Below are 21,467 nucleotides of genomic sequence, written 5' to 3' on the forward strand. Positions count from 1 at the left end.
CTTCTAGCTTATTGCTCATAGGCGTTTCGAACTTACTCTGATTAATTGTGTTGTTAGTATGGCGAGTTACGCCCCTACAAAAACTTGTACAGCCGCACAGCTAACGAACAATTCTTCTTTAGTTCGAACAACGGCTTTCATCTATGCTACGTCTTGTTTTTGATCTTTATAACCCTTTTGCATCTTCGATATCGTTACTATTCTTTAACCTTCTCTCTAAATACATTCCCCTCTCGTGCAAATCTCATCAATTCTCTTTTTGTCACTCGCTTTTTTTCCGCTCCATAATCTTTCACTCTGCGGGTTATGTCTCTAACTTGAGTTTCAGTCGGATCGAATCCTGCCTCTCGTAAATACATTCTAACCGCATGGGTTCCTGTATGTTTCCCCAGGACAAATTGGCGCCTAGCACCCACCATTTCTGGAGTCATAACACCCGGCTCAAAAGTATCCGAATTCTCTATGACACCTGCGGCATGAATTCCACTCTCGTGACTAAATGCATTGTCCCCTACAATCGCCTTATTCGGAGGTTTGGCTATTCCACTTATATCTTCAACTATCGATGAAAGTTCCATAATCCTACTCGTGTCTATTCCCAAATTTGCATTATAGACCGCAATCGCTGCCATAACCACTTCTTCATATGCTGCATTCCCCGCCCTTTCTCCAATACCATTCACCGATACCTGGGCTTGATGTGCTCCCGCTTCAAATCCTGCCAATGCATTAGCAGTTGCCAATCCAAAATCATCATGAGTATGGACATCTATGTATGCCTCCGTATGCTCTTTCACAAAACGAATTAAATCACCAAACCTCGTTGGAGTAGCAACACCGCATGTATCTGGGATGTTAATCCAATCCGCACCAACCTCTGTCACCGCTTCAACGACTTCTCCTAAGAATGTCAAGTCAGTCCTCGTAGCATCCATTGGAGAAAACATACATTCCACCCCTGCATCTTTTACAAGTTTCACAGAGTCTATTGACTTTTCTACAACTTCTTCCCTCGTCGAATGCATTGAATCTTCTATTTGAACATCAGAAGTACTCGCAAAAACATGCACCATATTAACACCCGAATCAATTGCAGCTAAAATATCCCCTTCTATTACTCGGGCAAGACCTGCAACTGTAGTTTCGGTCCCCTCTGAAATATCTCTCACAGCTTCGAATTCTGCTTTCGAATTTACAGGAAAACCCGCTTCGATCACATGAGTTCCCATTTCGTCAAGTAATGTGGCAATCTCTATTTTATCATTATACGAAAACGAAACATGCGGAGATTGCTCTCCATCCCTCAACGTTGTATCAAAAATTCGAACTTCGGTAAATTCTGGTTCTTTAACTGCTAACGTTCCCTGGAAGAAGTCGATCGCCCTGCGTTGGCGCAGAGATATCCTTATTTGAGTTCATCGTGAATAATCGAAGATTGGGCCAGTTAATATAACTGTCGGAAATGGAGTCTTTTTGTTTTCCCCCGTACAATTAGGCATATGGATCCGTATGAACTCGACCTAGAGTCTGTAGAAGAAGCATTAGATTTCCCCTCTGATCAAAAAATCGTTTTAGGTTTTCTCGACGGTTCTGTTCCCGAATCTGAATGGATAATTGAATTAGAACTTGAAAATATCCTAGTTTTACAAATAAAAGGAGAACTGGAAGACCTAATCCAGGAAATCGCCCCCTATATCAAAGAAAATGGAGGCTCAATAGTCCATTTTAGAGGATTTCTAATCATCACTCCACCTACCATTTCCGTCGACAACACCCGGCTCTCTTAAATTCACCCATTTCTAATTGAATTCTTCTTTTCCCTATGCAATTCTAGAATAGTTTCTGAGAACAATCCCAGCATCATAATTTGTGCACCAAACAGTAGGAAAAACACCCCCCCAATTATGATCACCTGGTGGATTTTACCCTGAGACAACCATTCAAAAATCGCATATCCACCCAAGATGCCTCCTATTATCAGCCCAATTAGGCCAACCGACCCAAAATAAAATAAAGGATTACTCGTTTGAGCTAGTTTGTATAGTGTCTTTACTATCACTATGCCATCTCTGATGGGGTTCAATTTAGCAACCGAATCTCCCGTTCTTGACCTATAACTAATTGGGACTACCTCCGTGGAAATATCTTCACTTGCGCATCGTATTCCCAATTCAACTTCTATTCCAAATCCCCCCGACGTCAAAAATAAATCTTCTACTGAGTCCCTCTTAAATGCATGATACCCACTTAGTACATCTTTGAAATTTTCCCTATAAATCTTAAAAAACAATGTGTTGATTAGCTTATTCCCAACTCGATTTAGTAGGGTCATCGCATCTGGGCTCATATCATGAAATCGATCCCCAATCGTGTGGTTTTTCCCATTTTCTAATGGTTTAACCATGTTCAACCCATCTTTTGGTAAATATGTCCCATCACCATCTATCATGAGAATTATTTCCGATTCAATCATCTGAAAGGCCTCCCTAACTGCATTTCCTTTCCCCTCTCCTGACTGGATTATTACCTTTGCCCCCCTTTCTTTTGCTTTCTCTCGCGTCCCATCTACCGAACCCCCGTCAATAACAAGTATGTTGGTAAACCCATTTTGATAAAAACCATCGATGACCATCTCAATTGTTTCTATCTCATTCAATGTGGGGATTAACACACATGTCTTTTCTTGGATTTCCATCTACAAACATTCATTTCGCAATCTGCAAAAACCTTCCCACATCTGCCGCAAAAATGTATTTAGTAGCAGTCCGCACCATCGCACCATTCTCTTCAAATCACCTCTGTGACAAAATCTAGAAAGATTTTATAAACGATTCCCCTACAGTATCCATGAACGTGCTGGTAACTCTAAGTTTGATATTCTTACTGGCCACTCTTTTTCCCTATCTATTCTATGTTTTACTTTATCTTCTAATTCAACCCAATCCCCCCTCTCTGAATACCCCAAAATCCTTGCCTTCTGTAAGTATCGTTCTGCCCACTTTCAATGAATCTTCCATCATAGAAAAGAAGCTCAATGATTTATTTTCTTTAGACTACCCTCTTGATAAACTAGAATTGGTTGTGATCGATTCCAGCACAGACGACACCCCCGCTATCATATCTTCTTTCTTTAGAGACATCAAAACAATCCAGTTGACTTTAATCCAAGAATCGGAGAGGAGAGGGCTTGCGGTTGCTCTAAATGAAGCATATTCTGCAGCCACTCACGATATTGTAATTAAAACCGACTGCGATTCTCTACTAGACCCTTCTTGTTTAAAAAAAGCAGTTTCCCATTTCTCCGATGAAACTGTAGGGGCAGTGACCGGAACAAATGCAGAAGTCATAGGGGGGAGCAAGGTCGAATCTGGTTACCGCAACGTACAATCTTACATACAACTCCTAGAATCTCATTTTGATTCGACCTTTATTTTCCACGGCCCATTCTCAGCTTTCCGTAAAAATTGCATAGTCCCTGTAACTGAAGATTCCTTAGCAGATGATACAGAACTTGCCCTGAATATCCGGAAACAAAATTTCAAAGCATTGTTTGACCCAAACATAAAATTTAAAGAAGCGGCACACTCTGCCTTTTGGAAACGGAGATTGCAAAAAGATCGCCGTGCAGTGGGTCTCGTAAAAGTTCTATTACAGAACAAAAATCTCCTCTATAATTATGGACTGTATGGTTCATTTGTGTTGCCATTCAATTGGTGGTTTTTAATACTATCTCCTTGGTTTGTCCTTTTGAGCCTATTATCTGCAATCATGGCCATTTTTTCATTTTCGCCTCCTATGGCTGTGATGGCACTATTAATCTTCTTGACCACTATGTGGCTTGGCCAAAAAGATTCACTTGGCCCTTTACAAATTTTTTATTCATTGTTTGACACACAAGTGTCCCTCCTACGTAGCCACTTACTACTTTTAAGCAAGAAGAATACCGATGGAATGTGGGACGTGGACTCAAACTTACGAGAGATGATGCAATGAAAATAATTCAAGTTTCACCTCGATTTCCCCCCAATATTGGGGGCGTCGAACACCACGTTGCATCTATCAGTGAGCGTATGGTGAATCTAGGACATGAAGTAACTATATTCACACTGGACAAACGCAAAAATACACCTGCAATCTCTCGCGAAAACGGGGTGGAAATTCGTAGATTTTCCTACTCCCATTTGCCCAAATTCCTCTATGCCATTCTCCAAACACCCAGTGATATCCTCCACGCCCACAATTACCATTCCCTCGTCCCCCTTCTCTCTGCCATCTCTAAGGGGGATAAACGCCTTTTTGTAACCTCTCATTACCATGGTGTAGGTTCTACAACATATACAAATATTTTACTCTCTCTTTACAAACCATTTGGATCCTGGTGTCTATCCCGAGCAAAATCTGTAATTGCAGTGAGTGATTGGGAGAAAAACCTTCTCTCAAACGAATTTAAAATCCAACCCACTTTAATTCCCAACGGAATAGATCCATCCCCCTTCCAACAACCACCATTTGAGCATGAGGGCCGTCCTTACATCCTGTGTGTTGGACGACTAGAACCTTACAAAGGATTTCAACATGTTATTCGAGCGATGCAATTCCTACCTGACCACGATCTCGTTATTGTTGGTTCTGGAAACTATATGTCTTCTCTCGTTGATATGGCAACCCGATCCGGTGTTCAAAACCAGGTCATTTTTATGAATAACCTTTCCATTTCCAAACTCGCACAAATGTATTCTGGTGCAACCGCCCACGTTGCACTTTCCACGCATGAATCATATGGCCTAACTATCGGGGAATCTCTATTATCTGGAACTCCGTGTCTTGTCAGAAAAAGTGGAGCTCTAGGCGATTGGGCTGGACATCAAGGCTGTCTCAGCACTGATGAAACAGAACCAAAAATACTATCAAACCTCATTCAAGAGTGTTTTTCACTCACTCCCTCTTACACACAACCAACGACGTGGGACGACGTAGCGAAATCCCTTCTCGATCTCTATTCCAATGAATAACTCACTTCTTGTACTACTTCTAATATTGATGCTTACTACAGCTGGGTGTTCTCAACCCATTTCTTCCTCTGAAATTTCAACTCCCTCACCCCAACTCCTCTCTGAAGATATTCTGCACCATGAAGAACCAACACCTCAAACTCTAGCCAAAAATAATGGAACCACACCCTCTCCTATTATGGAGTCATCTAGTAAACCATCTCCTCAACCACTCCCCTACCCACCTGAACCAACATTTTGCACTGCATTAGAAATTGAATACATCTCCGATTCTCCCTCTCCCTCAATAGATAAAAAAGTAGATGTCTTTGGCATTCCTGTACTTGCAACCAAAAGATTCACTGAGCCAAAAACAAAACACGTCGCAAATGTCCTTGCAAAATATATTGATAACGATGAGGACGGAACTCCTGACAATCCCACCGTGGCCAAAGTGATAGTGGAGAAAAATGTAGGAATGATCTTGACAGTAAATGACGATGAGTCCGAGCGCGTATTCGATCGATGGGATCATGACATTGGATATGGATCTCCTGATCAATTTCAAGAACAATTTCTAGATGAAACCAACCCTAGTCGGGCATTCGACGCGGCATTAGAAGAGACACTCCACGTTATCACTGATGCTGGGTATGATAATGCCTACCCCAACGTCTTTGGGGAACATTCTGGATCTACTCTAGCCAATTTAATGGACAATGCCAGAGGGGGGCATTTCGAAGAATCTTTAACCTATAATGAAGATTTACCTTGGCTTGGAAACAGTGCAGTTCCTTCAAGATACCCTGCAGGAGCTTGGTATACTTATGACGATGAAACATGCACTTACGAATGCATGATAACTGAGTACATCTACTGGGGTTTAACGTCCATTCTTGGGGCACAAGAAAATCGATCCGATGAAATCGAACACGAGTGGAAATTACACACAAAAGAGCTCGTTCAAGAACGTGACCCTGGGCTGTATAATTTACTAACCGATCCTCAATGGGGCCTTCCCACCGAACTACCCGATGGATCTTATTGCGAGTAGGTCCTATTTTATCCCAAATACCATCCGAAGAATTTTATTTCTTTTAGCAATCTCAAATACCAACCAACACCCTATGCCTGTTATTCCTGTGATGATTATAAATTTGAATACCCAATATAGTTCCACATCTTTTAGATAGTAAAGTGAAACAAGTGTGAAAGGAAGGTGGACGATGTAGAATGGATACACCCCTCGATTGAGATATGTGAGAAGTTTACTAGGCTTATTAAGATATTTTGCCCCCCATGAAAAACACACCATACACCACACCCACGCATTCAATGAATGAATGATACTAACAAGATGTCCCATCGGCACTTCCCAAAATCCAAAACCTGCTAACATCCAACCTCCTTCAAAAATATACCGTGAACGGATTGCCTCCCTTCCCCATATATCGCCGGAGCCCTCAATCCCCACTGTCACAAGAATAACAATATACGATAGCATAAGTGCACATCCTAGTACTATTGAACTCACTCGTATTTTTTCAAGAGATTCCCAGAATTGTTCTCTGGCTATTATGCACAAATATCCCGTAATATATAATATTAAGTACCAGAAAAATTCATACCCAAGTCCGACCTCTCCTGGTAAAACTGGTCTAATTACAAATTCAACAACTACCAATGGTAATGGTATTAATAGTAATAATCCAATTCCGTTTTGGATCTTGAAACACCATTTAAATAGGCCACCAATCCTACTCTTTGGATTCTTTCGAATACTAGCAAATATCGGTGCACAAACTAAAGAATATATGAACAGATTCACGAGAAACCACAGATGTTGTGGATGGGAAATAAAGCCTAATTTTCCAAACCACCCTTTGACATATTCTATGAATGATATTTCCATTCCCGAACTACTCAAAAATTGAACATATCTTGGAAAAATGAGAATAAATATCATTGCAAATACTAGTGGAATCAATAATCGAAACGAACGCTCATTTAAGAATTCCCCCGTCGTTCTATTCCCAAATGCAAAGCACGTCCCCATCCCTGCTATTAAAAATAACAATGGCAATCTCCACCCGTGAGTGAATAATATGAATAGGCTTAACCACGTACCACCCAGCTGATTGTTTCCGTACCCATACACTGCGATTCCCACTTCATCAAACCCAATAGCAATGTGGAATATGATCAACAACCCAAATACCAGAACTCTGAGCCAATCAAGATCATACCTTCGAACCTTATTCCCGGTTTCCGCCATACTCGATTGTATCGCCACGTTCTGAGAAAACGATATCGAAACCTCATTATTCCTTTAAGAATTACATTAGCCATGGAATTTGAAGATGAAATACAGATTCAACTACCGAGAGAAGAATTATGGGATCTAGTTTCTGATCCTGAAGCTCTAGCCTCATGCGTTCCTGGGGCAAAAGAAATAGAACAACTCTCCGAAACCAAGTATCGTGGAGTTATCGAACGGGGGATTGCGGGGGTTTCTATCAACCTCGTTGGTGAGGTCGAAATGACTGAACTAAACCCCCCTGAAAATCTAGTCGCATTAGTAGAGGGACAAGACCCTAAAACTAACAGTAGAATGGATGCAACCGCAGAGATGACCATGGAAGATAACGGAGATGGGTCCACAACTCTGACATACTATGTCGATGTCGAATTCACAGGTAGACTTGCAACCTTAGGTGCTCGAATTGTAAAACGGAAAATAAATTCAGATATCGGTCTATTCTTTGACAACATTCGAGATAGGGCAGAATCTTAATTTCTTTTTTTCTATTTTATTTTTATAATTGCCGAATTAAAAAGAGTCAACCCTTAGCATGGCTTAAAGACCCTTATAATGCCGCCCGAACCTTTCACTAGCCTTAGAGACCACATAGATGCAATCGAATCTGCAGGTCTGTTACAACACATCAACAACGCACACTGGGATTTAGAAATAGGTGCAATAACTGAACAGGTCGCCTTTTCTGGAAAACCCCGTGCTCTTCTTTTTGATTCAATCGTAGATTACAATCCTGGATTCAGGGTGGCTACCAATTTACATGTCTCACGTGACCTCCAAGCGCTAGCTTTGGGAATGCCCCTTGGAGTCAGCGGAGTCGACTTAGTCAAAGATTGGCGATCTCGGACTTCTAAATTAGAGCGTCTTCCTCCTCTTGAAGTCAATGATGGTCCCATACGTGAAAATGTTCTAACAGGGGACGATATTGATTTATTTTCATTTCCAGCTCCTCAATGGCGTGCTCCTGACGGTGGAAGGTATATCGGAACTGGTGATGTAACTTTCACAACTGATACAGAGGGCGGATGGGTGAATGCTGCCCCGTATAGAGCTCAACTTTTTGGTCCCAAAAGAATGACAATAGAAATTGCAGAAACTCACCATGGAAAACAACATCTCAAATCCTTCTGGGAAGCTGGAGAACATGCCCCCATTGTCATGGTCGCCGGACAAGATCCGTACACCTATGCAGGCGCATGTACCCCCCTTCCTGCAGGATATCCCGAATTGGAATATGCAGGGGGATTAATGGGAAAACCAATTGAAGTAATTACGCACAAAGAAACTGGACTTCCCATTCCTGCAACTGCAGAAATAGCTGTCATTGGATTTGTACCTCCTTTGGACGAAGATTCCGAAGATGAAGGTCCTTTTGGGGAATGTACCGGGTATTTCACACACGGTGGACTCCACCCTGTGGTAAATGTAACTGAAATATGGCACCGAAACAATCCAATTCTTCAGGGAAATCCAACCATGCATGGGTCCGCAATGCGACACGCACTAGGGGCTGAAATACTCACCAGTTCTCGAATGTGGGATGCAATTGAAAATGAAATTCCAAACATCCAAGGTGTGTATGCAATATACCAACAATGCCAACAAGGTGCCCATATCACTGCAGTATCTATTAAACAAACATACGATGGACACGCTAAACAAACTGCAACTTCAATTGCTGGTTCTTTGGCAAATGGAACTTTAAGTCGCGCAGTTATTGTCGTGGATGAGGATATTGATCCCTCCGATTGGGAGGACGTTCTATTCGCATTTTCCACTAGATGTGACCCTTATGAGGATATTGATATAGTCAGGGGGATGCCAAATTCACATCTCGACCCAAGAATACCTCCCGATCTCAAAAAGCAAGGTGTGAGGACCACTTCAACTATGTTAATCAACGCCTGCAAACCATACCATTGGAAGGATCAGTTCCCCCAAACAAACTCTGTAGATAATTCTTTAAAACAAGAAATGGTTGACAAGTTCAATTTGAACGATTGGTGATATTTTATCTTCATCTATCTTGTGAGATAACGTCCACAAGAACTGGTTTTCCAGTTTTCATTTCATCCCATGCCTTTTGAAGGGTGGGTTTTAGTTCCTCTGGATCCGTAACTGGCCCATATCCTGAAACTCCCATTGATTCGGCAAGTTTTGCAAAATCAGTTATTGGGTCGTCCAAACCAGTCCCAATAAGTGCCCTCTCCCTGCTCGAATCTCTCCCTCTTACTTCTGCCAATTTCATCCGATGATTTGTAGAGTTAAAGAGGGCATGATTGTTATGCACCACTGTGAATATGGGTATCTTATAGTGTCCTATTATCCACAGTGCACTTGGAAATTGCAGTAAGCTCCCATCTTGTTGAAGATTTATCGGCAATTTTCCACTATCAAGATAAGCTAGAGCCCCTCCTATTGCACCTCCAATTCCATACCCTACGCCCCCTCCACCCGAATCTCCTCCAAAGTATTGGTCAAATTCGTTGATCTCCCAGAGCTTATGCGGCCAACCACCATATGCCAATCTACCATTTACAAGTATCCAATCATCATCTCGTACCACTTCCCAGATTTCTTGTGCTAAACGTGAAGGTGCTATTGGCTTCTCATCCCATGTTTCTTTAATAGACAAACTCCATTCCTCTCTTTGTTTCGAATGAATTTTACCCATTTTTTGCGCCCGTTTCTGTATTTTTTCCTTGATACTTTTACTATCTCCAATCCGATCTACAATTGAATTTTTTAACGCAGGAATTGCCAATTCACTATCTGCTAGAATAGATACTTCAGTTTCTCTAATTGCATAATACTCTGGAATCAAACTAGATGATTCTAAATCATCAGTTCCAATTGTTATTATCTTATATTCTCCCTCAATTTGGTCTGTCATTGTATGGGTTATCCCAATCTCTTTCTTAGTACAATAGTCGACGTCCCACACATCAATAGCGAGGAGTACATCAGCATTTTTGTAAACATCAGTCCCTGATAGATCAAGAGGATGTGTATTTGGAAAATTATAACGGCGCATTCGCTTATCTACTACCGGAGCGCCTAGTGTTTCCGCTAGTTCTATGAGGGAATTAACTGCAGCTCTTGAGTCTCCCACCTGATCAACAAATATGACTGGTAATTCTGCATCCACCAAGATCTCTGCCGCCCTTTCTATTGCATCGGGATCTGCCCCCATTCGAGACGGCGCCATCAATTTGTCTAAATTTGGTATTTCTATGGGACTCTCTAGACTGCATTCTTGAACTTCATGATCTAATACTACATACACTGGCCCCTTTGGAGGTGTATTTGCGATCCTATATGCACGTGTTATTGAATCTGCAACACCATCTATGTGAACCGGTTGGTCATCCCATTTAGTATACCCTCGAACCAAATTTCCTTGCCATTGAGCAGTATGGATCCAATCTATCCACGGTCTTCGCTTCGATTTACGCATAGGACCTGTCCCCGAAAGGATTACAATTGGAACTCTATCTGCAAACGCATTATAAATCCCCATCGATCCATTTAATGTTCCCACTACATTGTGCAAAATACAAAGTGCGGGTTCACCTGTTGCTTTGGCATACCCATGAGCGATGGAAACTGACAGAGACTCATTTGGTGTGGTAATCACTTTCGGAATGTTATCATTATAGTTGACTATTGATTCTTCAACCCCTCTAAAAGAAGCTCCTGGATTAAATGTTACAAAATCAAATCCGTACGCTTTGACCAAATCGGCAATAAAATCAGATCCCCATTCTTGGTCTTTTACATCAACTTCTCTTATTTTTCTTTCCTTTCTATATCTCTTTTCGTTTCCCATATTGTGAAGCATCTGCTTCTTGAGTATTACTTTATCGATTGTCTACGTTCTATATTTTCTACTTCGCCAATCGAATACCATGGCGTAGCGTTTCGATTCCTTCTATGTATATTTCCACAATATCGCCATCAGAAACCAACCCTGGCTCTATCGGCGTCCCCGTTGTGAATATGTCTCCTGGTTCTAAAGTTATGTATTTGGTTATCTCTGCCAATATCTCCCCCATCGAAAATAATTGCCCTGAAAAATTTGTAGATCTTTCCACTTTCCCATTGATTCTAATCTCCATATCTGGACATTCTGGTACTAAATCCATAGAAGCCATCACTGGACCAATCGGCGTCGCCGTATCAAATCCACTTTTTCGAACCGCACCCGGATCGTCCTCTAATTCTTCTGCAATTGATATATCATCCACACAAGTGAAACCTGCTATATATTCTCTCTCTTCTCCCACCTTTACATTTCTACATTGTTTTCCTATTATAACTCCAATTTCTCCCTCATAAACTGCAGATAATCCCGCAGGAACCTCTGCAATTTTATTATGGCTCGTGATTGTGTTCGGAGTTTTAAAAAACAAACGTGGACGATTGGGAGTCTTCACACCCAATCGATCGATTAAATCTTGATAGTTAAAACCTGTGGCTATTATTTTACTAGGATTTGAAGGTGGAAGGATTTCTACCCCATCCGCATCGTACGATTTACCACAAAATTTGATTGTTCCATTCTCCCACGTTCCTTCTCTGGCATAACCACCATCATCTCTAAATCTTACAGATTTCATGATGTCATTTCACCATTATTCGTCTTAAATCTTGACTTATATGCCTCCATTTCTACTGGAGTTGATATTCGATACCTTTAATGGAGCAGACAGATCAATGTTATCAGATGTCAGCGATTAGCAAATCTATTGCAAACCTAAAGAAATCAGGTAATTCGAAAAATTTGTTATCACGATTCAACATGGAATGGCTTCCTGCGATCGTGACAATTCTGATTCTCATAATGTTCACTTCACTTGTTGTAGTGATGTTTTTTGGAAGTACGTACTTCGCCCCTACTAGGGATGAAGCAATTACTTTTAAAAAGATCATAGACATATTGTGGGGACTTGCGGGAGTCACTATATTTTACAATACCCTAGTCATTGGTATAGGCGCCGGAGCAATGGGGACCTTCATTGGAACCATATATGCGTGGATTCTCGTTCGAACCAACGCTCCTGGAAAGAAACTCCTCCGTATCTTGGCAATTATTCCGCTCACTATGCCTGCGCTCGTCAAATCCATAGGGTGGGTGGCAATTCTAAGTCCCTCTATTGGTATATTTAATGTCATGGGAGTGGAGCTCCTTGGAAGGACCACTCCAATTTTCGATCTCTATACTTTGGAAGGTTGTGTGTTCGTTATGGGGATCTCTTCCCTCTCACTCTCCTATCTTTTAATGGAACCTGCCATTCAATCTGTTTCTTCTAGCTTAGAAGAGGCAGCAAGATCAACTGGATCAAGTATTCTAACGACGTTTTTAACAGTCACTTTACCACTGTTAATCCCTGGTATGATGTCCGTTTTCTTACTTTCTTCCATCTACTCCTTTGGTAATTTTGAGTATCCTTTCGTATTCGGATCTTCAAAAGGTGGAATCGACACATTCGCTACTATTATCTTTAAAACAGTGTTCTTCAACATTTTCCCTAGATATGACCTAGCAACGATATACTCGATTGTATACGCTGGTATTGCTATCTTTATGATCTGGCTGTACCACCGTTTGACGAAGGATAGTTTCAGATTCCAAACCGTCACCGGAAAGTCCGAGCGTCATACAAAACATGACCTTGGAAAATTCCGATTCTTTGGAACTTTCATTTGTTTCTTCTTCGCATTCACTGCTTTCATTCTACCTTTGATCGGTGTACTTGCTCTTGCATTCGCACCAAACCTTGCAGAGTTGTTCGAACCTGATATGATGACGACTAGGAACTTCACCCAGTTCATTAACACTGCCGGCATTGCTGAAGCAACATGGAACACATTTTTAATTTCCTTTGCTGATGGAATTGGTGTCGTTCTTCTTGGTATTTTCATATCTTACACGGCACTTAAATCGGATATTATCATCCGAGGAAAAAAAGTGAACCAGGCTGCAGATTACATAGCTACAATTCCTCTTGGATTACCCCCAATTGTTTATGGTGTAGCTATTTTCTGGCTCATCCTAATTGGCCCATTCAAACACCTTTATGGTACTTTGTGGCCAATGATTCTTTCCCTGATTTTGCTCAAAATCCCCCATGGAACTCGAATGATATCTTCTGCGTTGATAACTATCTCAGATGAGTTAGAGGAAGCGTCTAGAATCAGTGGTGCATCTTGGTTTACCACATTCCGTGGCATAGTAACCCCTCTACTAAAAGGAGGTATCTTGAATGCATTTTTATTTGTGTTCATAGATGCTGTAAAAGAAGTCAGTGCAGTTGTACTTCTTATCACCGCGGGGAATTCCGTTTTAATGACTGTGTTATTGTTCCTATACAACAACGCACCTAGTGCATTACCGATGATTGCAGCAGGATCTTTGATCATCATGGCATTCCTATTACTTGTTGTCGCAGTTCAATCTAGGTTCACGTTCGACGCGTCTAACTAATCTCTTCTTTTTTTCTTCAGATCTTATATAGGAGGATCTTTATTTTCAGTTTCCCTTTTGTGTTATATGATTGAACAGATCAGCACGCAGAAAGGTGTGACACCTTCTGCTCCCATCTCTCAAGCCATAAGGGCCGGGAATTTTATTTTCATTTCAGGCCAAACTGGAAGGGATCCCAAAACCCGTGAAATAGTAAGTGAAGATGTCGGTGAACAAACTAGACAAATTTTTAAAAACGTTTCAAACGTTCTTAATGCCGCAGGATGCACCCTCAACGACGTAGTTCGAAATACTGTCTTTTTCACAGATCTACAAGACAAACCGTCTTTCGATGAAGCATACCGGGAAATTTTTTCTACACCTTATCCTGCCAGGAGCGCTGTTGGGATAAATGAAATAGCACCTGGTGCTAAAATTGAAATTGAAGTAATTGCTTTCAACCAACGGGTTTAATTTCTTCTAAATCTTAGCATCAAACCATTAATTCAGGCCCCCTCCTATGGATTTTTCAAAAAAATAATGTCTACAAAAACTGTTTCCTCCACTGATCTTAACAAACAAAAGAGATCTTCTCTAGAATCGGTCGGCCATAATGTCGTCAAAGTTGATATGGACGATAAAATAACTGGAAAAGCAAAATATGGATCTGATATTCAGCCCGATGGTATTCTCCATGCCGCTGTAGTCCGGTCCCGACATGCCCACGCAATTATTCAGTCGGTAGATATCTCTGCTGCAGAATCAATGGAAGGTGTAAGGGCAATAGTAACTCGAGATCAGCTATTGGGCCAATTTGACAATCGAGTCCGCTATTACGGAGATGTCATTGCAGCAGTAGCCGCAACCACCCACGAAGTGGCTATAAAAGCTGCAGAATCTATCACCTCCACTCTGGAGCCTCTCCCCTCTATTCATGATCCAAAAAGAGCAATTCAATCTGGGTCTCCTAAAGTCCACGACGTTAATAATCCCAATTTTGGTCAGCATGGCCGACATGAATTCGTAGTTGAAAACAGTGAGTATGTTCAAAACATAGATGACTATCACTACGTTTGTATCGGGGATGTAGAAGAAGGGTTCCTCGAAGCAGATTTCATTTTTGAACATGAATATATTTCTCCAAGAGTAAATCCTTGCAACCTAGATACACATTGCACCATTGCGGAATGGGATGGTGACACCGTCGTTTTCACAGAAACTCTTGGTGCTCCCAGTAGATCTCGAGACGAAATTGCAGATTTAATGGGCATCCCCCATGAACAGGTTCGAGTTGTAATGCCCCCTGTGATCAGTTCTAGCTTTGGAGCCCGATCCGTCCCCCAATTATCATTCGAACCCGTCGCAGCGACACTCTCCCGTGAAGCTGGTGGGGTCCCTGTAAAATTATGGTTCGACAGGGAAGAAGAGTTCACAGCAACTGACCATCGCCATCAAACTTTTTACAATATCAAAATGGGGATAACTTCCGAAGGCATCATCACTGCTGCTAAAATAGACCTAGTTGCCGATACTGGTGCATACCCAAATGGAGTTGGACACATAGTCTTGTCAAACGGTCTCAGTCGCCCCCTTGAAATCTACAAAATACCCCACTACGAATTTGAAGGGGTATCTGCTTTTACCAATAATCTCATAGCAGGAGAATTCCGCGGTATTGGCTCTACTCAATTAGGATATGCACTCGAATCTCACATGGATGAGATGGCACGCAGGGCAAACATAGACCCAATTGCCTTCCGCCTCCTCAACTTTGTTGAAGAGGGATATGCTCGCCCAAATACTGGAAGACCAATTGAAAGCTGTGGTTTGGTAGAGTGCGTAGAACGGGGATTGGAAACTTTCAAAAAAATCCAAAGCGGTCCTTCCGAAGATCCTGAAAAATTACGAGGATGGGGGATGGCAGCTGGAACTCATACCACTGGACTTGGGGCTGTGGATATGGATTCTTCTGAAGTTAAATTTATTCTCTCCCCCACTGGATCTCTCACAGTTGAAGTCGAGGTATTAGACCACGGGCAGGGAACTGATACTGTAATGACGCAGATAGCAAGTGAAGAAACTGGAATTGATATTTCTAATATTCTCGTACGTCACTATGCAGACACTGATTCTGCAGATGCATATCTAGGTTCTGTCGCATCCCGAAGTACCTATATTACTGGCTTAGCTGTTCAGGAGGCAGGGAGAAATTTACTTACAGCTATCGCGGACATTCTTCCTTCTCCCTATGACCCAAAACAGCATTCAGAAATTTCTATCGCTGACAGTTGTGTATCATTTGGATCTGATAACATTCCCCTTTCGGATCTCTTCGAAGAATCTTTAATTTCTACTGGATTCGCCGAATCGGAACTCAATCCACCTGCGTATGGGGCACATTTTGCCGAAGTCGAAGTTGATGCATTAACGGGACACGTAGACATACTCTCGTATGTAGCCGCCCAAGATGTTGGATTTGCGATTAACCCCAAAATGGTAGAAGGCCAATTAGAAGGTGCAATCTCCCAAGGAATTGAATTTGCCCTTCGATCTGAGGTTAAACTCGATCGTGGAATCCCTTTAAACCCAAACTTAGCCGATTATTCTGTCATTTCCCCTTGGGAAATGCCCAAAAATCTCATTTGTGAAATTGTCGAATCAAACGAAGAGTCCGGGCCATATGGGGCAAAAGGAATTGGGACTCCTGCGATGCCACCCATCGCACCCGCTATCATCAACGCCATTCGAGATGCAACCGGAATCAGATTCAGCAAAGCACCTGTTGAATCAGAACACATCGCAATGGCACTTCTAAAAAATAAAGGAGGTTCTCCATGAATTCTTCCTCTCCCCCTTCTTATCACCTACCTCTGGATCTGACCTCTGCACTAACTCTACTAGCCAAACATGGGGACTCTGCAAAAATAGTTGCAGGGGGGCAATCGATCATGTTACTCTTACGCCAGGGATTCTTATCCTCTGAAACATTTGTAGATATTAGCTGCATCTCTGAGCTTTCTACCATATCTACTACAGATGACGTAGTACATGTCGGAGCAGCAACTACCTATTCCTCACTTGAGACTTCTCCCGAGATTCAACATTATCCTGTATTAACCGATTCTCTACATGTTATTGCGGATCCTCAAATTAGAAATCTAGGAACAATAGGAGGTGCACTTGGACATGCAGACCCTTCTCTAGACATAGTTCCTCCTCTCCTTTGTCTAGATGCAAATGTAGTCCTGAAGTCTCTCAATGCAACCCGGTCGGTCCCCCTATCCGATTTCCATAAAGAGTATATGACGTCAGATTTGTCACACGACGAACTCATCCATTCGGTCACTTTTAACCAACCCGTTGGTCCTTATGGAGGGGCATATGAAAAAGTAGCAAATGTAGAAGGTGGTTGGCCAACTGTTGGCGTAGCCGCACAGGTCGTTCTCGATGATAATCTCGGTATTATTTCTGATGTTAGATTAGCTTTGGCAGCTGTTGGAGATACGGCGGTTCGATCACCCAGTGTAGAACAATCCCTAGTTGATTCTGATATCTCTATGGATTCTATCTCCGAAGCCTCTGAGGCAGTCTCTCAGGATATCGATCCACTTGATGATTTGTCTGGATCTGCGGAATATAAAACACATCTCGCAGGTGTTTTATGTCAACGGGTTTTGATTAAATCCATCAACCGTGCAGGAGGATCTCTATGAATATCGATTTTGAACTAAATGGAAAATCCGTTTCGGCAGAAGTTTCACCACACCAACCCCTTCGAGATATCCTTAGATCTCAATTTGATTTAACAGGCGTAAAAGTTGGTTGTCACTCTGGTCGGTGCGGTGTTTGTTCTGTTCTTCTTGATGGCAGCGCAGTGAAATCTTGCTTGCTCATGGCACCTAAAGTAAATGGACGTTCCATCGTCACAATTGAAGGACTAGCCAGTAATGGAGAACTCCACCCAGTGCAGCAAGCATTCAAAGATAATTTCGCTTTGCAATGTGGTTATTGCACGCCCGGGTTTATTATGGCAACTGTAGATTATCTCGATTCTTCCCCTTCCAACCCTCCTGTCCGGGACGAAATTAAAACCGCAATTAAAGGAAATGTTTGCCGATGCACCGGGTATGAAAAAATTATATCTGCTGTTTCTAGTGCAATCACTTCTTCTGATAATTAGCTATGGGGTCGGAGGGATTTGAACCCCCGATCGGCTGATATCTCCGGTACTACCTCAGTTCTCCAGAGGGTCGTCATCATAGAAAACGATCAATTTTCTACTCAGAATGTCCACTGGTTCTCGTCACTGGGTATTGTATTCCTCTGGAGTCAGCCGCCTTTCCGGGCTAGGCCACGACCCCTCGTGTTTTTTACTTTTCCCACTATATAAAAAATCACCTATGCCGTTTCACAGAGTTTATCTCTGTTCTTTATCACTTATTCACTATCATCATGCAGATTTATGACCTCACCCAACCCTGGGACGACAACTGTCCCTCTTGGCCTGGATATCCTAATGCAAAAACGTACTATATCAAACGACTCAAAGACCATAAGGTAAACGCGCAGATGTTAGAAATACCTAACCACTGTGGAACCCATCTTGATGGACAAAGACATTTTGTAACCAATGGAATCGCAATAGGAGATGAACCTCTAGATAAATTGGTAACTAAAGGAGTGATTGTTGATATATCCGACCGAGTTGAAGATTTTTCCGTATATACTAAAGACGATCTACTAGCACAGGACGTAGAGATAAAAAAAGGAGATGCACTAGTTGTACACACTGGTTATCATAAGTTCGCATATAACCAACCCGATGGAGATGAAGAACGATACTTCCTCAAACATCCTGGACCCGATTTAGAGTTTGCAGATTGGTGTCTCGAAATGGAATTCAAGTGGTTGGCAATTGATAATGGAAGTATGGACCACCCCATGAACGGGGCAATCAGAAAACACCGTCCCGATATCGCACGATTGGCAGAAAAGAAACTAGGTGATTTGGATGCCTTGTTTCCTGAAGAAACCTATCACATCATGCACAACAAACTATTCCCATCTGGCATGATCCACGCCGAAAATATAGGTGGGGATATTGAACAGTTATTGAACCAACGTGTTTTACTTGGATGTTTCCCATGGCGCATGATTGATGTAGAGTCTAGCCCCTGCAGAATTGTCGCTTGGCCTGGAATGGGGTAGTCGAGCTTTTCTACTCTGGATTCCATCCTACAAATTCGTCTTCTAATGGTACTTCCAGTCCAAATAATATCTCGGCGGTAGCCAAATAATGACTTGATAACATAGCAATCCCAACTATCTCTCTATCATCATAGTTCTCTCTCAATTTCTGGTGAATTTCACCTGTTACCTTTCCTTTAACAAACGCTTGTGCATATTCCAATGCCACACTAATTTTTTCATCTAGTAATTCCAACTTATTTTCTCCAATAATTCTCATTTCTTCAATACTCACCCCTGCCTTTTGACCAATATCATAATGTTGCTGCCACTCATATTCTGAATTCAGTTCCCGTGCTATTGCAAGTATTACCAATTCTCTATCCTTTGGCGACAATCCACATTCTTTCCATAGTGTAGTTCCATACAACATATATGATTTTAGAATTGGAGGATTGTTCCCCATTGCACGAAATATATTTCGTTCTCCCAATGCGTCTTTTCCCATTAGATACTGGTATTCTTCTGGTAAATCCTTTTGATTTTTAAGATCCACTCGTGCCATATTATCCACCTATTACTCCATCTTCTATTAACTTCTCTATCTTTCCTTCTTCCATCCCCACTATCTCCCGAAGCAATTCCACTGTATGCTCTCCTAGTCTGGGAGCGGGATTTTTATCAATCTCATCAACTCCAGAAAGTCGCATTGGCGTTCGAGCAAACGTATAGGTGCCGTAGTCTGGGTCAACTATGTCTACCAACATTTTTCTGGCCTCGACCTGTGGGTCTTCAAATATATCTGAAGCCCTCTGAACGGGACCTGCAGGAACTCCACTTTCATTCAACAAATTAACCACCGAATCTCGCTCTTTATCTGATAACCACGTTTCCATAGCTTCCCGAACTAGTGAGTCATTTTTGGCTCTTTGTGGGCCATTTATCGTCCTGTCATCCTCGATCAAATCTTCCCTTCCTATAACTTTGCATAATCTTCCCCATATGATATTGTCGGGAACATTCACTGCGACATACCCATCAGATGTTTGAAATGCTGCCCTTGGCCCTTGATGTCTTAACTTTCCTCTCGGTTGCATTTCCCCTGTGAATGAATGCAACATGACCATTCGCTCATTTAATGATAGCATGCAGTCATACATCGCAGTATCCACAAATTGTCCCTCTCCTGTTTTTTCTCGCATGAACAAAGCCAACATGATACTATATGCTGCTACCAAACCCGAATATAAATCTGCCAATCCATATACTGTCCACTGAGGGGCCCTATCTTCAAATCCCACCTGTGCCATTATTCCACTCATGGCTTCTACTACTATGTCAAACGTTGGTCGCTCTGTGTTAGGCCCCCTATATCCTTCTAATTGACCAAATCCTGATATGGCTGAATAAACCACAGCTGGATTAATTTGTTTGAGATCCTCATATCCTATCCCAAGACGATCCGTTGCCCCCGGTCGCATATTCTCTACTACCACGTCTGATTTCTCAACGAGACTTCTGTATATCTCCTTTCCTTCTTCGGCTCGAAGATCAATCACTATACTTTTCTTATTCCGATTATATGCCATGAACCCCCCGCCCATTGGATTCTCTTTTTCAGTATCCGGATATGGGGCTATTCCCCTTCTTGGATCTCCTTTCCCTGGCCTTTCAACTTTAATCACTTCTGCTCCCATATCTGCTAGCAGCATGGTGCAATATGGGGCACTCATGTATTGTCCTAAACTTATAACTCGGATATTTTCAAGTGGTTTCATTTTTTATCATCTCTTTATTGCCCATTTGATCTCATAGATTTCCATATATCTTCTGGTGTCATTGGGATAGTTCTAATCCTATTACCTATCGCGTCATGAATAGCATTTGCAATTGCTGGGGCAATTGCTACTATGGGAACTTCTCCGATACCTTTTGCCCCATATGGCCCATCCTTCACGGGCTCTTCTAACACTATTACTTCAATGTTCAGTGGATGTTCATGAATCGTTGGGATTTTATAATCCGAATAATTTGCATTGATGGTTCTTCCTGATTTTTCGTCGTAAATTACTTTTTCATACAGCGCTCCCGCAATCCCCATACTAATTGCCCCAATAATCTGTTCGTTTACCAGTTTTGGGTTAATCGCTTTTCCAACATCAAAAATAGCTATCATGTCTGAAATAACTACCTCCCCCGTCAATTCATTAATCATCAATTGTATCGCAATCGCCCCTTCAGAGTAGAACGAGTTCACACGACCTGGTTTACCGGGTTTAGGGTCTCCAGCCTCCATAACCCAGGTATCTTTTCCAATGATTTCTCCACCCCGTTTTAGGAAGTATCCAGATTCATAAATAGCTGCAGTGAACACGTCTGTTATTTCAATTCCTGCATCGGGATCTCCTTTCGGATGAACTCTACCGTGACTTGTATCTAGGTCTTCTGGTGGAACTTCAAGAATCTGCGAAGCGTGTTGGAACAAATCATTTTTTGCATCAGCACA

General features: G+C 42.0%; 20 protein-coding genes and 1 tRNA gene. 12 read left to right on the forward strand and 9 right to left on the reverse strand.

The genetic code is table 11. The features are described from left to right. Positions 1–197: 197 nt before the first annotated feature. The gene (locus ACM9H2_RS04005) at positions 198–1,409 is read right to left on the reverse strand and encodes a LeuA family protein (protein WP_415488510.1); all 1,212 of its coding nucleotides are present in this window, start codon (positions 1,407–1,409) and stop codon (positions 198–200) included. A gap of 90 nt (positions 1,410–1,499) precedes the next feature. On the opposite strand from ACM9H2_RS04005, the gene ACM9H2_RS04010 reads away from it, so the two are divergent. Then, positions 1,500–1,787 (forward strand): DUF5779 family protein, encoded by a 288-nt coding sequence (locus ACM9H2_RS04010; protein WP_415488472.1) that lies wholly within the window; start codon positions 1,500–1,502, stop codon positions 1,785–1,787. A 2-nt stretch (positions 1,788–1,789) separates the two neighbouring features. Here ACM9H2_RS04010 and aglJ read toward each other — a convergent pair whose 3' ends face one another. After that, positions 1,790–2,695, reverse strand: a complete 906-nt coding sequence (aglJ, locus tag ACM9H2_RS04015) for an S-layer glycoprotein N-glycosyltransferase AglJ (protein WP_415488474.1) — start codon at positions 2,693–2,695, stop codon at positions 1,790–1,792. Positions 2,696–2,847: 152 nt separating this feature from the next. On the opposite strand from aglJ, the gene ACM9H2_RS04020 reads away from it, so the two are divergent. Genes ACM9H2_RS04020 through ACM9H2_RS04030 form a run of 3 tightly spaced genes read left to right on the forward strand, consistent with a single transcriptional unit; the run spans position 2,848 to position 6,045 of the window. Continuing rightward, entirely contained in the window at positions 2,848–3,993 is a 1,146-nt protein-coding gene (locus ACM9H2_RS04020) for a glycosyltransferase (RefSeq protein ID WP_415488476.1), read from the forward strand. Further along, a complete protein-coding gene (locus tag ACM9H2_RS04025; protein WP_415488478.1) occupies positions 3,990–5,012 on the forward strand; it encodes a glycosyltransferase family 4 protein in 1,023 nt (340 codons plus the stop codon). The genes ACM9H2_RS04020 and ACM9H2_RS04025 overlap by 4 nt, the downstream gene beginning before the upstream one ends. Continuing rightward, complete coding sequence (locus tag ACM9H2_RS04030) at positions 5,005–6,045, forward strand: hypothetical protein (protein ID WP_415488480.1); 1,041 nt, start codon at positions 5,005–5,007, stop codon at positions 6,043–6,045. The genes ACM9H2_RS04025 and ACM9H2_RS04030 overlap by 8 nt, the downstream gene beginning before the upstream one ends. Before the next feature lie 3 nt (positions 6,046–6,048). On the opposite strand, the gene ACM9H2_RS04035 is transcribed toward ACM9H2_RS04030, so the two are convergent. After that, a complete protein-coding gene (locus ACM9H2_RS04035) occupies positions 6,049–7,266 on the reverse strand; it encodes an acyltransferase family protein (RefSeq protein ID WP_415488482.1) in 1,218 nt (405 codons plus the stop codon). A gap of 72 nt (positions 7,267–7,338) precedes the next feature. Between ACM9H2_RS04035 and ACM9H2_RS04040 the strand changes: the two genes are divergently transcribed. Both ACM9H2_RS04040 and ACM9H2_RS04045 read left to right on the forward strand, forming a co-directional pair. Then, positions 7,339–7,785, forward strand: a complete 447-nt coding sequence (locus tag ACM9H2_RS04040; RefSeq protein ID WP_415488484.1) for a CoxG family protein — start codon at positions 7,339–7,341, stop codon at positions 7,783–7,785. A gap of 78 nt (positions 7,786–7,863) precedes the next feature. Then, positions 7,864–9,315 carry a UbiD family decarboxylase gene (locus tag ACM9H2_RS04045; protein WP_415488486.1) on the forward strand — a complete coding sequence of 484 codons (1,452 nt, stop codon included), beginning with the start codon at positions 7,864–7,866 and terminating at the stop codon, positions 9,313–9,315. 10 nt (positions 9,316–9,325) lie between these two features. Here the strand turns inward: ACM9H2_RS04045 and ACM9H2_RS04050 are convergent, their stop codons facing one another. Together ACM9H2_RS04050 and ACM9H2_RS04055 are read right to left on the reverse strand one after the other, a co-directional pair. Further along, on the reverse strand, positions 9,326–11,137 hold the full coding sequence (locus ACM9H2_RS04050; RefSeq protein ID WP_415488488.1) for a thiamine pyrophosphate-binding protein: 1,812 nt from the start codon (positions 11,135–11,137) through the stop codon (positions 9,326–9,328). A 58-nt stretch (positions 11,138–11,195) separates the two neighbouring features. After that, a complete protein-coding gene (locus ACM9H2_RS04055; RefSeq protein WP_415488490.1) occupies positions 11,196–11,927 on the reverse strand; it encodes a fumarylacetoacetate hydrolase family protein in 732 nt (243 codons plus the stop codon). A gap of 107 nt (positions 11,928–12,034) precedes the next feature. On the opposite strand from ACM9H2_RS04055, the gene ACM9H2_RS04060 reads away from it, so the two are divergent. From ACM9H2_RS04060 to ACM9H2_RS04080, 5 genes are all read left to right on the forward strand, one after another. Then, positions 12,035–13,795, forward strand: a complete 1,761-nt coding sequence (locus ACM9H2_RS04060; RefSeq protein ID WP_415488492.1) for an ABC transporter permease — start codon at positions 12,035–12,037, stop codon at positions 13,793–13,795. A gap of 66 nt (positions 13,796–13,861) precedes the next feature. Next, positions 13,862–14,248: a RidA family protein gene (locus tag ACM9H2_RS04065; protein ID WP_415488494.1), complete on the forward strand. Its 387-nt coding sequence runs from the start codon at positions 13,862–13,864 to the stop codon at positions 14,246–14,248. A gap of 66 nt (positions 14,249–14,314) precedes the next feature. Further along, a complete protein-coding gene (locus ACM9H2_RS04070; protein ID WP_415488496.1) occupies positions 14,315–16,612 on the forward strand; it encodes a xanthine dehydrogenase family protein molybdopterin-binding subunit in 2,298 nt (765 codons plus the stop codon). Continuing rightward, positions 16,609–17,487 carry an FAD binding domain-containing protein gene (locus tag ACM9H2_RS04075; protein ID WP_415488498.1) on the forward strand — a complete coding sequence of 293 codons (879 nt, stop codon included), beginning with the start codon at positions 16,609–16,611 and terminating at the stop codon, positions 17,485–17,487. The genes ACM9H2_RS04070 and ACM9H2_RS04075 overlap by 4 nt, the downstream gene beginning before the upstream one ends. After that, complete coding sequence (locus ACM9H2_RS04080; protein ID WP_415488500.1) at positions 17,484–17,954, forward strand: (2Fe-2S)-binding protein; 471 nt, start codon at positions 17,484–17,486, stop codon at positions 17,952–17,954. Before ACM9H2_RS04075 ends, ACM9H2_RS04080 begins: the two co-directional genes overlap by 4 nt. Before the next feature lie 3 nt (positions 17,955–17,957). Here ACM9H2_RS04080 and ACM9H2_RS04085 read toward each other — a convergent pair. Continuing rightward, a tRNA-Trp gene (locus ACM9H2_RS04085) sits at positions 17,958–18,135 on the reverse strand. Positions 18,136–18,226: 91 nt separating this feature from the next. Here ACM9H2_RS04085 and ACM9H2_RS04090 point away from each other — a divergent pair. Continuing rightward, positions 18,227–18,982 (forward strand): cyclase family protein, encoded by a 756-nt coding sequence (locus ACM9H2_RS04090; RefSeq protein ID WP_415488502.1) that lies wholly within the window; start codon positions 18,227–18,229, stop codon positions 18,980–18,982. A 10-nt stretch (positions 18,983–18,992) separates the two neighbouring features. On the opposite strand, the gene ACM9H2_RS04095 is transcribed toward ACM9H2_RS04090, so the two are convergent. From ACM9H2_RS04095 to ACM9H2_RS04105, 3 genes are all read right to left on the reverse strand, one after another. Beyond that, a complete protein-coding gene (locus ACM9H2_RS04095; protein WP_415488504.1) occupies positions 18,993–19,526 on the reverse strand; it encodes a carboxymuconolactone decarboxylase family protein in 534 nt (177 codons plus the stop codon). Position 19,527: 1 nt separating this feature from the next. Then, positions 19,528–20,739, reverse strand: coding sequence for a CaiB/BaiF CoA transferase family protein (locus tag ACM9H2_RS04100; protein WP_415488506.1), 1,212 nt, complete (start codon positions 20,737–20,739; stop codon positions 19,528–19,530). Between the two features lie 14 nt (positions 20,740–20,753). Continuing rightward, a partial coding sequence (locus ACM9H2_RS04105) for a molybdopterin cofactor-binding domain-containing protein (protein WP_415488508.1) occupies positions 20,754–21,467 on the reverse strand: 714 nt, incomplete at its 5' end.

This window comes from Candidatus Hikarchaeum yamanae, from assembly GCF_009889665.1.
In the GTDB taxonomy this organism is placed as follows: domain Archaea; phylum Halobacteriota; class Halobacteria; order Halobacteriales; family Hikarchaeaceae; genus Hikarchaeum; species Hikarchaeum yamanae.

What these genes read in the sequence shown, in the direction of transcription:
- ACM9H2_RS04010 (WP_415488472.1), top strand. Translation starts at nt 1,500, where the DNA reads ATGGATCCGTATGAACTCGACCTAGAGTCTGTAGAAGAAGCATTAGAT.
- aglJ (WP_415488474.1), bottom strand. Translation starts at nt 2,695, where the DNA reads ATGGAAATCCAAGAAAAGACATGTGTGTTAATCCCCACATTGAATGAG.
- ACM9H2_RS04020 (WP_415488476.1), top strand. Translation starts at nt 2,848, where the DNA reads ATGAACGTGCTGGTAACTCTAAGTTTGATATTCTTACTGGCCACTCTT.
- ACM9H2_RS04025 (WP_415488478.1), top strand. Translation starts at nt 3,990, where the DNA reads ATGAAAATAATTCAAGTTTCACCTCGATTTCCCCCCAATATTGGGGGC.
- ACM9H2_RS04030 (WP_415488480.1), top strand. Translation starts at nt 5,005, where the DNA reads ATGAATAACTCACTTCTTGTACTACTTCTAATATTGATGCTTACTACA.
- ACM9H2_RS04035 (WP_415488482.1), bottom strand. Translation starts at nt 7,266, where the DNA reads ATGGCGGAAACCGGGAATAAGGTTCGAAGGTATGATCTTGATTGGCTC.
- ACM9H2_RS04040 (WP_415488484.1), top strand. Translation starts at nt 7,339, where the DNA reads ATGGAATTTGAAGATGAAATACAGATTCAACTACCGAGAGAAGAATTA.
- ACM9H2_RS04045 (WP_415488486.1), top strand. Translation starts at nt 7,864, where the DNA reads ATGCCGCCCGAACCTTTCACTAGCCTTAGAGACCACATAGATGCAATC.
- ACM9H2_RS04050 (WP_415488488.1), bottom strand. Translation starts at nt 11,137, where the DNA reads ATGGGAAACGAAAAGAGATATAGAAAGGAAAGAAAAATAAGAGAAGTT.
- ACM9H2_RS04055 (WP_415488490.1), bottom strand. Translation starts at nt 11,927, where the DNA reads ATGAAATCTGTAAGATTTAGAGATGATGGTGGTTATGCCAGAGAAGGA.
- ACM9H2_RS04060 (WP_415488492.1), top strand. Translation starts at nt 12,035, where the DNA reads ATGTCAGCGATTAGCAAATCTATTGCAAACCTAAAGAAATCAGGTAAT.
- ACM9H2_RS04065 (WP_415488494.1), top strand. Translation starts at nt 13,862, where the DNA reads ATGATTGAACAGATCAGCACGCAGAAAGGTGTGACACCTTCTGCTCCC.
- ACM9H2_RS04070 (WP_415488496.1), top strand. Translation starts at nt 14,315, where the DNA reads ATGTCTACAAAAACTGTTTCCTCCACTGATCTTAACAAACAAAAGAGA.
- ACM9H2_RS04075 (WP_415488498.1), top strand. Translation starts at nt 16,609, where the DNA reads ATGAATTCTTCCTCTCCCCCTTCTTATCACCTACCTCTGGATCTGACC.
- ACM9H2_RS04080 (WP_415488500.1), top strand. Translation starts at nt 17,484, where the DNA reads ATGAATATCGATTTTGAACTAAATGGAAAATCCGTTTCGGCAGAAGTT.
- ACM9H2_RS04090 (WP_415488502.1), top strand. Translation starts at nt 18,227, where the DNA reads ATGCAGATTTATGACCTCACCCAACCCTGGGACGACAACTGTCCCTCT.
- ACM9H2_RS04095 (WP_415488504.1), bottom strand. Translation starts at nt 19,526, where the DNA reads ATGGCACGAGTGGATCTTAAAAATCAAAAGGATTTACCAGAAGAATAC.
- ACM9H2_RS04100 (WP_415488506.1), bottom strand. Translation starts at nt 20,739, where the DNA reads ATGAAACCACTTGAAAATATCCGAGTTATAAGTTTAGGACAATACATG.